This window comes from Paenibacillus sp. 01T47 (assembly GCF_056398245.1).
The window spans coordinates 123561-137564 of sequence record NZ_JBFTPA010000013.1; the positions used below are offsets into that span (position 1 = coordinate 123561).

Consider the following 14004-nt stretch of genomic DNA (forward strand, 5'->3'; position numbering starts at 1 on the left):
ATAAAGGGGTTATCTCAAAAGTGGATTTAATTACTTTTGAGGTAACCCCTGTTTTTTTTAGCTTAGGTGTGAATAAAAAAATAGCGATGCAGGGGTCGTCCCTGTACCGCTATTTATTCCTTGTTAAAAACGAGCAGACAGCTGCTCGGATTTTCACTTTTATTATGGATTATTGTACTAGCCGCTCATAGAAGATGAAGCTGCTGCAGCAATAAAAATAACGAAAATGATGATGTAAATAACGAGAATGATTGCCGCCCAAATTAATGATGCTTTAAAATAGTTTTTCTTCGTTGGGTTGCCTTCACCAAACGCCCATACAAACATCATAATAACATTAACGATCGGAATGATTAAAATGAGTGTAGTGAGCATCCACTCTTTAATTGTAATGACAGGCGACATTTCCTGATTTTGTTGATGCCCGTATCCTGGTACACCGGGATTTACGGGGGGTTGCTGATAGTTATCCATTCTTTCTCTCCTCTGAGTTCATAGTGCTGTAACAATTTGGTCACAAATTGATTATATATAAATTCCCATAATTTACAACCCTTGAATTGAAGAAAATTGTTTTTTATTTATAAAATTTAGGGCTTGTATTCAATTATAGCGACAAAATAATAGATTAATTGATAGAAAATAAATGATATTATCGATTATCAATTTGTGTTTTTACGGGCGGAAAGGAGAGGATAAACCCCTTTTAAGCAGACATAAAGTAGACAATATTTCCATAAAATTATAAATTTCATCCTGTAAGCCACTTGCCCTTGACGTTACGTCAAGGGTTATACTCTGTTCAAGAGGGGGAATGAACAGATGAATAATAGTTCTTCTTATGCGATTGGCGCATTCGCGAAGCTGACAAAAGTTACTGAGCGAACGCTCCGTTATTACGATCGACAGGGACTGCTTAAGCCGTCCAGCCGAAACGCGCATGGGCATCGCTTTTATACGGATCAAGATTTAATTCAACTGCAAAAGATTTTAACGTTAAAATATTTGGATTTCTCATTAGAGGACATTTCTGCTTATTTGCAGCGGCCGGAAGAGGACTTGCAGCACTCATTAGCTTCGCAATACGAGATGCTTAAAAAAAAGCAGGCGCATTTGGAGCGTGTAATAGACACCATTGGACGGATGCAGAAAATTTTGGAGGGAGCGGGCAAGGTCGACAGCAATTCATTGCTAGTGTTTATTCAACATATTCAGCATGAGCAGCAGCAGAAGGAATGGCTGTCAACGCAGATGCCGCCTTCTTTAGTAGATGCGATATTTATGGAGGGGATAGACTCGGAAATCAGATCGGCATTTGAAAGTAAAATAACGGTGTTCGCCATGGAGCTAAAGGAACTTTACAATCAAGGAAAACAGCCTCTGGACGAAGAAGTGCTTGCTTGCGGACTGAGTCTTGTTGCGCTCTTAGAGGAGCTGCTGTCACCTGTCTTAGAGAGATTTAGTGAAGAGGAGCTTGCGCAATTAGAGGTGCTGAACGATCCAGCTCATTCCTTTGATCCTATTTTATTCCCAAATTTGTTTACGAAGGATGAAGAAGCCTTCTTAGCCGTTACTTTCGATCATCTTGAGGCATTGAAAATGTTGAAAGCAGGGATAACCGATGAAAAATAATGTTGAAGCAGATATGCCGAAGGCAACCATTGGCGTTTCACAATTTTTCAAGCTGATCGCGAAGCATAGACCCGCTAAGTTTTTAATTATCGTTGCCGTTGTACTAGGACTCGGAGAGACGCTGCTCTCGCTGCTCATTCCTTTGTTGACGAAAAATTTAGTCGAGGAGTTATCGCAATCTACCATCCAAACGATGACGTTTGTTGTGCTTGGAGCAGTGTTTCTCGTTCAGACCATTATGTCTGGTTTCTCGGTCTATACGATGTCCTATGTAGGTCAGTATGTTATTGCAGGCTTGCGACGTGAAGTATGGAACCGAGTGATAAAGCTGCCAGTACCGTTTTTTGATCGCAACAATTCCGGCGAGACGATGAGTCGTGTTACGAATGATACAAATGTAATCAAAGATTTTATCATCGGGCATGTAATATCGTTTTTTGGAGGAATTGTATCTATTATAGGTGGCGTAATTCTTCTGCTGTTGATTGATTGGAAGCTCACGCTGCTTATGCTTATTGCCGTTCCGGTAGCACTTCTTGTTCTATGGCCGCTAGGCACCAAAATGTTCACAGTATCCAAATCCATGCAGGATGAAACTGCATTATTTCAAGGCGATCTTGGCCGAGTGCTCTCCGACATTCGGCTTGTGAAGGCGTCGCTTGCTGAGCCGGTAGAAAATCGTCAAGGCGACAAGCGAATCTCGCATTTGTTTACATTTGGCTTGCAGGAAGCTCGAATCATGTCAATCGTAACCCCTTTAATGATGACGGTGATGCTGCTCATTCTTGTTATATTAATCGGTTATGGCGGTGTAAGGGTCGCACAGGGCACTTTAACGGGCGGAGAGCTGGTTGCTGTCATTTTGTATATGTTCCAAATTGTTATGCCGTTTACGCAGATGGCTTCGTTCTTCACGCAATTCCAGAAGGCGATGGGTGCTTCAGAACGTATTTTGGAGCTGCTAAATGAGAAGGAGGAACAGTCCAGCCATGAGATTGCTGCAGCAGTCCTTCACGAGAAAGATCTTCATTCCTATATTAAATTTGAACAGGTAAGCTTCGGATATTCGGAGGATCGGCCGCTGCTTCATTCGCTCTCGTTTCAAGTGAAGCAGGGACAAGTAACGGCGTTTGTAGGCCCGAGCGGCACAGGCAAGACAACGCTGTTCTCGCTGCTGGAACGGTTCTATAATCCAACCGAGGGCGTCATAACATATGGCGGGGAACCGATCGCGTCCATGGCGCTGGAAGATTGGCGTAAGCGGATTGCTTATGTTTCACAAGATAGCCCGATGATGCAAGGCTCGATTCGTCACAATCTTACTTATGGGCTGGAGGATGTGAGCGAGGCGAAAATCAGGGAAGCTGTCGATCAAGCGAATTTGACAACTTTTATCGCTTCGCTGCCTGAAGGTTATGAGACGGAGGTTGGTGAAAGAGGCGTTAAGCTATCGGGAGGCCAGCGTCAACGGCTGGCGATTGCCCGGGCTATTTTACGAAATCCGGATATACTGCTGCTGGATGAAGCGACGGCTCATCTGGACAGCGATTCGGAGGTACAGGTTCAAGAGGCGCTGCAGGGACTTATGAAAGCAAGAACGACATTAGTCATTGCCCATCGACTTTCAACGATTCGTGGAGCCGACCAAATCATTGTGCTTGAGAAGGGTGAAATTTCGGGTCAGGGCACCCATGCAGAGCTGCTGGAGAACCATGAATTATATGCTAAGCTCGTACAGCAGCAGTTTAGTGTTGAGTAGTTAGGTTAGGATCGACTAATGGGGCTGTCTAAAAAATTACTTTTGGAACAGTTCCTATTTTGTTTTTTAATGGAGCTTAGGCATAACGAAGCTTTCCCCCTATCAAAAAATTGGCTTACGAATCAAATAGTTCTTATTTAAACCATTCGTAATGGATTAAGATGGTAACGAACGCTATAATCGTTATTTTGAGAAAAGTAGCACATAACACTCTATTAAGCATGCAATAACGTTAATATGATTCATTAAAATGAAAGAGATGTGGTTATCTGCATAATAAGCTTAAAACAGTTCGTTAGAGTAATGATCTTGGGATCTAATGCGCTGCCTGGCGAGTAAAATAAATGAGTCTCGTTATTTTTCAAGTTTTCCAACATCCATGTCCAAATAAGCTATACTCAATACAACATGTTATTGTATACCATTCCTAGGAATTGAGGTGGCTTAAGGATGGCTAATGTAGCAGAAGTAACCAATCGACCTATTGCATTGATTACGGGAGCATCCAGTGGATTTGGGCTTTTGACTTCGATTCGCTTAGCGCAAGAGGGCTACTTTGTAATCGTAACAATGAGGGACATCGGGAAGAAGGAAGACGTGCTTGCAAAAGCAAAAGAGAACGGCGTACTAGATCATATTGCAATAATGAGGCTTGATATTACCGATTCTGGCAACATAGTGGAAGTCATCGAGCAGGTAATGGAGCGCTGGGGCAGAATCGATGTGCTCGTAAATAATGCGGGTTATGCCGTAATGGGCGTCGTTGAGGAAATACCGATGGTGGATTGGCGTGCTCAATTCGATACGAATTTCTTTGGTACCGTTGCTGTTACGAAAGCGGTTCTGCCAAATATGCGAGTCCGCAGCCAAGGCAAAATTATTAATGTCAGCAGCGGAGCAGGCATTCTTGGTTTTTCCAACACGGGTGCGTATTCGGCCTCGAAATTTGCAATAGAGGGCTTTAGTGAAGCGCTGCGGCTAGAGCTGCTGCCTTTTTCTATCCCGGTCGTACTCGTAGAACCAGGTACTTATGATACTGGCATTGCAGCAAAGCATGTGTTTCGTGCGGAACAAAACTCCCCTTACAGTAAAATGATTGAGCGCTTTAATCAATTCAATAAAAAGTCGGAGAAAAATGCGCCTAATCCGATTCAAGTTGCGAACACGATCGTGAAAATCTGCCAATCCCGCCGTCCGAAGCTTCGTTATGTGTGCGGAAATGATGCGAAGATGATTTTTGTTATGAAAAAGCTGTTCCCTTGGCGACTCATCGAATTTGTACTTCGCAAAGCACTGCACTAAATTCAAATAGCTGAGAGCGCTGTTTTCTGCGCTGCTCGGCTTTATTTTTATGAAGCCAAGACAGATAAGACCCTGAGACCATTGACGCATCGAAAAAGTCCATGTTACTCTAACTTCACATGGAAACTATTGGAGGGATCATCTTGATTGAAATTCGCTTATCGGTAGGTTATGACGAGTATGAAGAAGGCGTAAGGATGTCTGAACTGATTGAGAAATTGGCATCTAGCGCAGATGGCGAGAAGCTGTCTATACTAACGATTGGCGATTGGGGTCAGGCGTATGAGAATTCTCCGGACAGCTTCTTGGAATCATTGATCAGCCACAAAGATTCTTTTCCCAATTTAACGAAATTATTTATTGGAGATATGGGTTTTGAGGAATGTGAGGTTTCCTGGATTAATCAGACGAACCTTTCACCGCTGCTTGCGGCATTCCCGAATTTGCAGTCATTGTCGATCAAGGGCAGCCAAGAGTTAAGCTTGCAGCCTCTTGTACACGAGAAGCTGCAAGAGCTCGTTATTATTTGCGGAGGGCTTCCGAAGTCTGTACTAGAGGAAATAACGAGTGCAAAGCTGCCTGAGCTGAAGAAGCTTGAGCTTTATCTGGGCGTAGATGATTACGGTTTTGACGGCGGAATAGAGGATGTCATGCCGCTGTTGCAAGGTGATCTGTTTCCAAAGCTTACATACTTAGGCTTGAAGGATAGTGAAATTCAGGACGAAATCGCAATTGCGATCGCGGATGCGCCGATTTTGGACCAGTTGGAAATACTTGATCTCTCTTACGGCACGTTATCCGATGAAGGCGGCAAGGCACTGCTTGCAAGCGAGCGTGTGAAGAAGCTGAAGCATCTTAACCTGAGCTACCACTATATGTCGGATGAGCTGCTGCTTCGCTGGAAGCAAGCAGGCCTGTCAGTAGATGTGACGGACCAGCAGGAAACGGATGAAGATGATTGGCGTTATCCGTTCCTTACCGAATAATGGATCATTTTAAAAACGACGGCGCTGCCGAAGCTCCTTATTTGCTCATCGGAAATCCGTCAAACAAACGAACATTCGGCTTGCAGGCAGCAAGAAGGAAGCAGGGGCTCGCTCCTGCTGTTGTGCTCTCCTATGAGCAGCTGCTTAAGCGAACCGTGTTTATTCAAGATATTTTGCGAGAATATGCAGGAGCGGATAAGGTCATTATTCGGCTTGATGCGCCAGGTGAGGATCAAGCCGTTGAACGACAGTTGATCGCATGGGGTGCGGCTGACCGAAGTGGCGATGACTTATTCTGGTCAGCGGGCTCTCTGCCGCACAATATTTCGATATCCGCGGAGGAAGCGCAGCAGCTGCCGCTGGAGCAAGGACGAATCTATTATCCAGCACAGTGGTACCGCGGGTACTGCCGATTTCTTGCTGCTATGCATACAGAGGTTAAAGCATCAGGCGTTTCCGCAAGCTGGGTAAACTCGCCGGGAAGCGTAGCTAATATGTTCGACAAAAGAAGCTGCTGGCAGCTGCTCACACGCCATGGACTCATCATGCCGGCTCTTCCAGCTCCTACAGGAAGCATAAAAAATTACGATGAGCTGCAAGCGGCGATTGCTGTAAGCGGCATGAGGCGTCTGTTTATTAAGCTTGCTTGCGGATCGGGCGCTTCTGGTGTTATTGCCTATCAAATCAATCCTCGTACAGGCGATGAACTTGCTATCACGACCATCGGCATAGAAGAACGGGCCCGCGGCATTTGCTATTTCAACGAAGGCAAGCTGCGGCGTTACCGGGAACGCTCCGACATTCGGCGAATGGTCGATTGGGTATGCCGGGAAGGTGCACATATTGAACGATGGATTGAGAAGGAAAACTTCGAGAGCAAGTCGTTTGATGTACGGCAGCTTGTTGTGGATGGTAAGGCTTGTCATACGGTACTCCGTTTAAGCAGCACGCCAATTACGAATCTTCATCTGCGCAACGAACGGAGGATGGATGTCGATCAGCTGCTATCTGCAGAAGTAAAGGCAGCAGTGCAGAGGACAGCTGAATCCGCGCTCCGAGCTTTTCCCGGCTGTTCTGCGGCAGGCGTTGATGTGCTCGTTCAAAGAGGAAGCGGCATGACCTATCCGATAGACATCAATCCTTTTGGTGATTTGCTGTACGGCGCCGAGTATGAGGGAATGAACACCTATGAATGGCAAATGCAGCAGCTGCTTAGAGGGGAATAGATACGAATGCTAGATATGAACCAAATTGTAGGTTCTCACGATATACTCATGATTACGCTTGATACGCTGCGTTATGACGTTGCGAAGCTTGAGGAAAAGAATTGCCCGAACCTTTGCGGAAGTGGAGGCTGGGAGAAGAGGCATTCGCCGGGCAGCTTTACTTATGCTGCCCATCATGCTTTTTTTGGCGGATTTTTGCCTACTCCTGCAAATACGGACAAAGCTTCTCATATTAGATTGTTTCATACAAAAAATACGGGGCTTAAGACGCACCCTCATACATGGTTATTTGACGCTCCGGATCTTGTATCCGGCTTGCAGGAGGCGGGCTACCGAACAATCTGCATCGGAGGCGTCATTTTTTTTACGAAAAAGAATAAGCTAGCCAAGGTTCTGCCTAGTTATTTTCAAGAAAGCTATTGGCGGATGACATTCGGGGTAACGAATCCGCGTTCGACGGAGCATCAAGTGAATCACGCGCTTAAGCTGCTGGAGAAAGCGGACCCTGCTGAGAAGCTGTTTCTGTTCATGAATATATCTGCCATGCATGGACCTAATCATTATTTTGTAGATGGCGCCAAACGGGATTCCGTGGAAACACAGCGTGCCGCGCTTCGTTATGTTGATAGTCAGCTTGCCCCATTGTTTGAAGCCATGCGGCGCAGAGGAAAAACATTATGTCTCGCGTTTTCCGATCATGGGACAGCTTACGGCGAGGATGGCTATGAAGGGCATCGGCTTGCCCATGAGGTTGTCTGGAATGTGCCGTATCGCGAATTTATTTTGGAATAAGGAGGAGAAGCAGCTTGCAAAAATCATCTTCGCTACCATCTTTTCCGGTGCTTAAGGAGCAGGAGCAGCGCTGGATGGCGGCTCCTTACCGTTCCTATTTGTATTCCTATCCCCATAAGACAGCTTACCGAGATTTGCATCCCGCGCAGTCGCTGAAGGAGATGTGGGAGCGTGATCAAACCGATTATTATTTTTTGTATATGCATATACCTTTTTGTGGTGCTCGCTGCGGCTTCTGCAATTTGTTCACGCTGCCGGATCGTCGTTTAGACGTACATGAGCAGTATATTGATGCCATGCAGCGGCAGGCGGAGCAGTGGGCGCCTTGGTTTAAAGGCAAAACATTTTCGCGATTTGCGATTGGCGGAGGGACGCCAACCTTGCTTGCGGCTCCCCAGTTGAACCGTCTATTCGATATTGCTGAGAATACAATGGGCCTTGATCCGATGAAAGCATCGATATCGGTCGAGACGTCGCCGGAAACGGTAACGGCTGACCGCATGCGCGTTCTTAAGGATCGGCATGTTGATCGGATCAGCATGGGTGTTCAAAGCTTCGTTGAAGAGGAAGCAGCAGCTATCTATCGTCCGCAGAAGCCGCGGCTTGCGGAAGAGGCGCTGGAGATGTTGATGTCCTATTCGTTTCCACTCGTGAATGTCGATCTTATTTACGGATTGCCTAAGCAAACCGTTGAAACATGGATTTATTCACTGGAGAAGGCGATCAGCTATGCGCCTGGCGAAATATTTATATATCCACTTTATACGCGTGAGAACACCATTATTAAGCCAGAACAGATGCGCAGCGCAGGAGAGGATATTCGACTGGAGCTGTACCATATTGCCCGGCAGCGTCTGGAAGCGGCAGGCTATAAGCAGTTTTCGATGAGGCGTTTCGCTAGAGATACATCGTTTGATCATAAAACGGTGCTGCCCTTCAGCTGTCAGGAGGAAGGCATGGCAGGGCTTGGCTGCGGAGCACGCTCTTACACCCGCGATGTACATTATGCATCGCGTTATGGCGTGAGCGCAGCGGCAACGCGCAGCATTATTGAACAATATGTTGCTGCAGAGCGTTATGATACGGCCGATTACGGCTTTATTCTGAATGAAGCGGAGCAGAAGCGCAGGTTTATATTGAAAGCTTTGCTGCACCGCGAGGGGCTAATCTTACACACGTACGAGGAGCGATTCAAGAGTGATGCGCTAGCCGATCATCCTGATTTGCAGACACTGATCCGATTGGAGCTGGCGGAGCTTCAGGAGGGTACTCTTCGCCTGACGACAGAAGGCATGGCTTATTCGGATGCGATTGGCGACGAGTTTATTTCGGGCGATGTAAGAGAGCTTATGAACGGGTACGTCATCCGATGAAGGCGGTGCTCTATTACCGCGGCGCGTTGTCATCATGCAATTATGACTGTCCTTATTGCCCATTCAGCAAAACAAAGGACAGCAAAGAGACGCTTGCGAAGGATAAGCAGCAGCTTCATGCCTTTATGGACTGGGTTCGGGAGCAAGGCGGCTCTGGACATCAGCTCTCGATTTTTTTCAATCCTTATGGCGAAGCGCTCGTACATCGTTGGTATCGTGAGGCGATGATCGAGCTGTCCCATATGCCGCATATCGAGAAGGTAGCTGTCCAGACCAATTTATCCGTCAAGCTTGATTGGACGAACGACATCGACCGGAGCAAGGCAGCCTTTTGGGTTACCTATCATCCTGGACAAACGAGCCATGCTGCTTTCCTAAGCCAGTGCATGAAGCTGTATGAGCAGGGAATTCCTTTTAGTGTCGGGTCTGTTGGGATACGCTCGGCTTTCGGCGCGATTAAGCAGCTGCGGCAGCTGCTGCCAGAGGATGTGTACCTGTGGGTCAACGCCTTCAAGGATCAGAAAAATTATTATTCAGAGAATGATATTGTTTATTTAACCGAAATTGATCCGCATTTCCAGCTGAACGTTCCCGATTACGATAGTTTAGGCAAACCATGCGGCGCGGGCTCACATGTGTTTTATGTGCAGGGGGCTGGCATTGTCAAACACTGCTATAGCGATCGCAAGGTTATCGGCCATCTCTATCGTGACGGACTTGAGGGTCTAGCATCTGAGCGTCCTTGCACGATGAAGAAATGCGGGTGCTACATTGGCTATATTCATATGCCAGAACTGAAGCTTGGCGAGGTTTACGGTGATCGTCTGCTAGAACGTATTCCGTCAGGTTATACGCAGCAGCTTGCTTCAAATTCATCGAAATAGGGTAAAGTAAATCATGGCTTGAATCATGAGAGGAGTGTGCAACATATGACACCACTAAAAAAGGTAGCATTTCTGCTAGCTGACGACTTCGAAGATTCCGAAATGAAAAATCCCTATGATGAAATGGCAAAGAACGGTCACGACGCCGTTATTATTAGCTTGAAGAGCAACGACGAATTAAAAGGAAAACAGGGGACCATTGCGTATACCTCGCATTTGTCCATTGAAGAAGCTGATGCAGATGACTACGCTGCAATCATTATTCCGGGCGGAAAATCACCGTCTCATCTTATGGACAATGCAGATGTGCAGGCGTTCGTTCAAAAGGCAGATCAAGCTGGCACAACTATTGCGGCAATATGCCACGGTCCGCAAATTTTGGAGGCAGCTGGCCTGCTGAAGGGGCGCACTTTAACAGCCTATCCTGCTTTATCCGCAGAAATTGAAGCAGCCGGCGGGACTTTTGTCGATAAAGAAGTTGTCGTTGATCGCAACTTTGTTACGTCTGGAACGCCAGAGGACGAGCCTGCTTTCATTCGGGAGACACTTGTAAAGCTTGGCGTAAACGCTTGGTAGTTTGAAATGGCTTTCGCTTTTATAGCGAAAGCGCAAGCAGGCAGGACTGTCTCACTAGATCCAAGCGGATCTGGGACAGTCCTTTTTTGTATCACATTACATATTTTGCTGGAGCGAACTTGGTCATCGCAATGCAAGTAGGGTATACTTTTTAGTATATATACGTTTAGTAAGGAAGGAGAGCATGCTTGAATGCCACACATGAAGCAGGGTGAACATACAGATCAAGCAAACCGCCCCCTTATTCAACGGCCTTCCACAGTGAGCAGGACAAGCCTTATTGATAACGGCATGACCGTTTTGCAGCAATGGGGAGCTGATCATATTTGCAAGGTTTGTATAGCTAACAGCGGATCATGCTGCCGCGATTGCCGTCATTTGCTCGATGGTGTAGGCTGTCAATTGCGAAATACCAGCTGTACAGCATGGTTATGCGGTTTTCATAAATATTTATTGTTTGAGGTTGAACAGTTGGAAGAGTGGAACCTGTTTTGGGATGATGTTCCCGGTCAGGCATTTCGTGAGGACTCTACACCTGAGCAGGTCATAATTGATAAATCATTAACGATTCAACAGCAAACAATGGAGCATCTTGGCGAAGCGCTTGCTGCAGATTTACAGGAGATGGAACGCTCGCATATTGCGATCGGCATTATCCTTACGCTTCGGGAGAAGCTGGATAAAAATATTGATCAGTTTATGCTGGAAGACAAGGATCATAAGCGGAAGCTGAGGATCAAACGGAAAATAAAAGTTCTTTCAAGCGATTTCCAGCGCTTTCACCATTTATTGAATAAGTACAAGATAGAGCTAGCTGAGCTCCATAACATGTAGAAAAAGGAGCCGATTAATCCGGCTCCTTTTCTGCTTTTTATTTCAAAAATTCGAGCAGCTCCTCATTGAATCTAGTTGGTTCGTCGAACAGCATGCCATGGCCGCTTTGCTCGAACGTAACGAGCGTAGAGCCGTCAATGCCGCTAAGCAGCTGCTTGGCGAATTCTGGCGGACATATTTGATCCAGATTGCCTTGGAAAATCGTCGTCGCAGCTTTGATTTGCAGCACATCCTTCCGCAAGTCCTCATCGCGCAGCGACTCGAACGTATGGATTGACCCCCACGCGGATGCCTCTAAGCCGAGCAGCTGCAGCCAATCTTTGAATGGCTGGCTGATGGCGTTTGGCTCTTGATCGGCTAGAAATTTCTCGCCGAAATCACGGAGCAGCTGCGGACGGTCTTTTTTGATTGCAGCGATTTGATCATTCGCTTCCTCTTGTGTCATGCCATGCGGGTAATTTTCACGTTGCGTGAATGAGGGAGCTGCTGCGCCTAGAAGCGCGAGCTTGCGAATGCCGTAACCGCCATGGCGCGCCATATAGCGGACGGCAATTGCTCCTCCTACCGAGAAACCAACGAGATAGGCTTGATCCAGTTTCAAATAATCAATAACAGCCTTTACGTCATCTGCTAGCCGATCGTAGCTATAGCCAGCTGCGGGAGCACTGGATTTGCCGAAGCCGCGTTGATCAATCCCAATACAGCGATAACCTTGCTCGGATAACAGGGTGAACTGAGCTTCAAACATTTTGTGGTTCAGCGGCCAGCCATGCAAGAAGATAACGGGGCTGCCGGAGCCTATATCCTCAACATAAAGTTTAACTTTTTTCTCCACCTCAATATAATGTCCCATCATATCTCTCCTCTCGCGTCTATACTTTTACTTACCCGTATTAGCATCTTTTGAAAAATAAATCTTTTTCATACGTAAGAAGAGTTAGAATAGCGGTATATGACTTGGAGGCTAAAGCATGTTTTCTTGGTTGCGAATGACGGCTATTATTATCGTTACTGCTTTTTTAACTAGGTTCATTCCGTTCTCGGCTTTTTTTCAAAATGTGAATACATTAGTCCATGAGCTTGCCCATGCGCTTGCAGCTTTGCTGCTTAAGGGAAGCGTCTTGCATATTTATTTGTATGCTGACCAAAGCGGAGTGACTTATACCTCGTACACGGACAGCTGGATGCTAATCCCGATTGCGCTTGCCGGCTATACGGGCTCAGCTTTGTTCTCGCTGCTGCTTTTCTTTCTATATGCAAAAGGAAAAGCTCGTTTTGGACTCGCGATCGTTGCGATAGCAGCTGGAGTGGCGCTCGCGCTTTTTGTTCGAAATGATTACGGCATGGCTTGGAGCGCGGGTTTCCTAGCATTGACGGTACTTATTTATTTTGCTGCTCCTCGCTGGCTCAGAGACTTTTATTATTTGCTGATCGCTTTTATTTGTTTAGTGGAATCCATTATTAGTCCATTTGTGTTGCTCTATCTTGCGATTACGGAGCCCGCATCAGCTGGGGATGCGGCTGGTTTAAGCGACGTAACCGGTGTACCTGCCTTTGTGTGGTCCGCTTTGTTCTGCTTCTTCTCGCTCTGGTGTGCCAAAATAGCGACCAGCTGCTTGTTTAGGAGAGGCGCTGGTGGGATACTAATAAGTAAATAAACACTGGAGAGGCTGTGAGCAAATGTCCAAAAGCTACAAACTGCCCGAGAAGAAAAAGGTGGATCTGAAGGACATCGATCCGAAGGATACGGGGCGCTTTTCGAATAAAGAAGAGGTCGTACAGGCAGTGAAGGAGCTTGAGCTTGAGCTGCAGCAGCTGCAAGAAAAACTTGCCGCGAGCAAAGAGCATGCCGTGCTGTTTGTGTTTCAAGGCATGGATTGCAGCGGCAAGGATGGTGTAATCAAAAAAGTTTTCGCCGGACTTCATCCGCAGGGCATTTCTGCCCACAGCTTTAAGACGCCAACAGAGGAGGAAGCGCGGCATGATTTTTTATGGAGAGCACATGTTGCCGTGCCTGCCCTTGGCCAGATAGCTGTATTTAACCGTTCGTACTACGAAGAAGTTTTGATCACGAGAATCCATGGTACGGTAAAGAGCGAGGAAGCGAAGGAACGGTTTAAGCACATCAATCATTTTGAAACTCTTTTAGCCGACAGCAGGGTGAAAGTGGTCAAAATCTTTTTGCACATATCGAAGCAGTTCCAACTGGAGAAGCTAATAAGCCGTATTGAAGATCCCAAAAAAAATTGGAAGTTCGACCCGTCCGACTTAAAGGAGCGCAAGTCTTGGAAGCAGTACAGCGAGCTTTACGAGGAGCTGTTTGAAAAATGCAGCAAAGCGGCGCCATGGTATGTCGTCCCCTCTGATAATCGCTGGTATCGCAATTATGCGGTGCTTCGAATCGCGGTGGATGCGCTGCGGAGCCTTGATTTGAAGGATCCCGCAGCAAGGCCTGAGCTCCAGCCCTTTTTGGAGGAGCTTAAGAAAGAAGAAGCATAGCTTGCAGATGATTGATAAAGAATGGCAGTCCAACACATGGCTTCATGTGCGGGGCTGCCTTTTTGGTGTTTATAAGATGTAGGCTGCCTTTTGATCCTCAAGGAAGCTTTCCTATTTATCTTGTTATCGAGAGCGAGAAAC

Annotated in this window: 14 protein-coding genes; 12 read left to right on the forward strand and 2 right to left on the reverse strand. The window is 46.5% G+C overall.

All coding sequences use genetic code 11. The features are described from left to right. Positions 1–177 precede the first annotated feature (177 nt). A complete protein-coding gene (locus AC1DOV_RS23005; RefSeq protein WP_441877044.1) occupies positions 178–474 on the reverse strand; it encodes a hypothetical protein in 297 nt (98 codons plus the stop codon). A gap of 348 nt (positions 475–822) precedes the next feature. Here AC1DOV_RS23005 and AC1DOV_RS23010 point away from each other — a divergent pair, with 348 nt between their 5' ends. The 10 genes from AC1DOV_RS23010 (at position 823) to AC1DOV_RS23055 (ending at position 11364) form a co-directional block, all read left to right on the forward strand. After that, positions 823–1632 carry a MerR family transcriptional regulator gene (locus AC1DOV_RS23010; protein WP_477551177.1) on the forward strand — a complete coding sequence of 270 codons (810 nt, stop codon included), beginning with the start codon at positions 823–825 and terminating at the stop codon, positions 1630–1632. Then, complete coding sequence (locus AC1DOV_RS23015; RefSeq protein ID WP_477551178.1) at positions 1622–3391, forward strand: ABC transporter ATP-binding protein; 1770 nt, start codon at positions 1622–1624, stop codon at positions 3389–3391. The genes AC1DOV_RS23010 and AC1DOV_RS23015 overlap by 11 nt, the downstream gene beginning before the upstream one ends. Positions 3392–3841: 450 nt before the next feature. After that, entirely contained in the window at positions 3842–4693 is an 852-nt protein-coding gene (locus AC1DOV_RS23020) for an SDR family oxidoreductase (protein WP_477551179.1), read from the forward strand. 146 nt (positions 4694–4839) lie between these two features. Then, the gene (locus tag AC1DOV_RS23025) at positions 4840–5679 is read left to right on the forward strand and encodes an STM4015 family protein (RefSeq protein ID WP_179089872.1); all 840 of its coding nucleotides are present in this window, start codon (positions 4840–4842) and stop codon (positions 5677–5679) included. Beyond that, positions 5652–6905: an STM4014 family protein gene (locus AC1DOV_RS23030; protein WP_477512091.1), complete on the forward strand. Its 1254-nt coding sequence runs from the start codon at positions 5652–5654 to the stop codon at positions 6903–6905. The genes AC1DOV_RS23025 and AC1DOV_RS23030 overlap by 28 nt, the downstream gene beginning before the upstream one ends. A 6-nt stretch (positions 6906–6911) precedes the next feature. Beyond that, positions 6912–7697 carry an STM4013/SEN3800 family hydrolase gene (locus AC1DOV_RS23035; RefSeq protein WP_477512092.1) on the forward strand — a complete coding sequence of 262 codons (786 nt, stop codon included), beginning with the start codon at positions 6912–6914 and terminating at the stop codon, positions 7695–7697. A 74-nt stretch (positions 7698–7771) separates the two neighbouring features. After that, entirely contained in the window at positions 7772–9070 is a 1299-nt protein-coding gene (locus AC1DOV_RS23040; RefSeq protein WP_477551208.1) for an STM4012 family radical SAM protein, read from the forward strand. Beyond that, positions 9067–9954, forward strand: a complete 888-nt coding sequence (locus AC1DOV_RS23045; RefSeq protein ID WP_477512093.1) for an STM4011 family radical SAM protein — start codon at positions 9067–9069, stop codon at positions 9952–9954. The genes AC1DOV_RS23040 and AC1DOV_RS23045 overlap by 4 nt, the downstream gene beginning before the upstream one ends. Positions 9955–9999: 45 nt before the next feature. Further along, a complete protein-coding gene (locus tag AC1DOV_RS23050; RefSeq protein WP_477551180.1) occupies positions 10000–10530 on the forward strand; it encodes a type 1 glutamine amidotransferase domain-containing protein in 531 nt (176 codons plus the stop codon). Positions 10531–10722: 192 nt separating this feature from the next. Beyond that, positions 10723–11364 carry a hypothetical protein gene (locus AC1DOV_RS23055; protein WP_339207406.1) on the forward strand — a complete coding sequence of 214 codons (642 nt, stop codon included), beginning with the start codon at positions 10723–10725 and terminating at the stop codon, positions 11362–11364. Positions 11365–11401: 37 nt separating this feature from the next. Here the strand turns inward: AC1DOV_RS23055 and AC1DOV_RS23060 are convergent, their stop codons facing one another. Further along, a complete protein-coding gene (locus AC1DOV_RS23060) occupies positions 11402–12217 on the reverse strand; it encodes an alpha/beta fold hydrolase (RefSeq protein ID WP_430057388.1) in 816 nt (271 codons plus the stop codon). Positions 12218–12335: 118 nt separating this feature from the next. Between AC1DOV_RS23060 and AC1DOV_RS23065 the strand changes: the two genes are divergently transcribed. Together AC1DOV_RS23065 and AC1DOV_RS23070 are read left to right on the forward strand one after the other, a co-directional pair. Beyond that, entirely contained in the window at positions 12336–13022 is a 687-nt protein-coding gene (locus AC1DOV_RS23065; protein ID WP_339207409.1) for a M50 family metallopeptidase, read from the forward strand. A 22-nt stretch (positions 13023–13044) separates the two neighbouring features. Then, positions 13045–13863: a PPK2 family polyphosphate kinase gene (locus AC1DOV_RS23070; protein WP_477551181.1), complete on the forward strand. Its 819-nt coding sequence runs from the start codon at positions 13045–13047 to the stop codon at positions 13861–13863. Positions 13864–14004 lie beyond the last annotated feature (141 nt).